Source organism: Acinetobacter sp. UBA3025 (genome assembly GCF_002367915.1).
Taxonomy (GTDB): Bacteria; Pseudomonadota; Gammaproteobacteria; order Pseudomonadales; family Moraxellaceae; genus Acinetobacter.
On sequence record NZ_DFDO01000171.1, the window covers coordinates 1 to 258 of the forward strand.

A 258-nucleotide genomic window follows, 5' to 3' on the forward strand; every position below is an offset into this window, starting at 1 on the left:
GTTTATAAAAGTAAGAAGTGTTATTTTTATATGTAAAAATAGGGTATACCCTAAAATAACACTCAGAAGACCCCAGAATTTATGTCTCATTTAAATAAAATTTGTCCATACGTTACATGTAACTTTTAAATTATAAATTCATGAATTACAATAAATAGAAATAAGCGTCTGTTAGAGGGCAAAATGAAAGGTCATAAGGTGGGGTATGTCAGAGTGAGCTCTATTGACCAAAATATTGGACGTCAACTTGAGGGAATT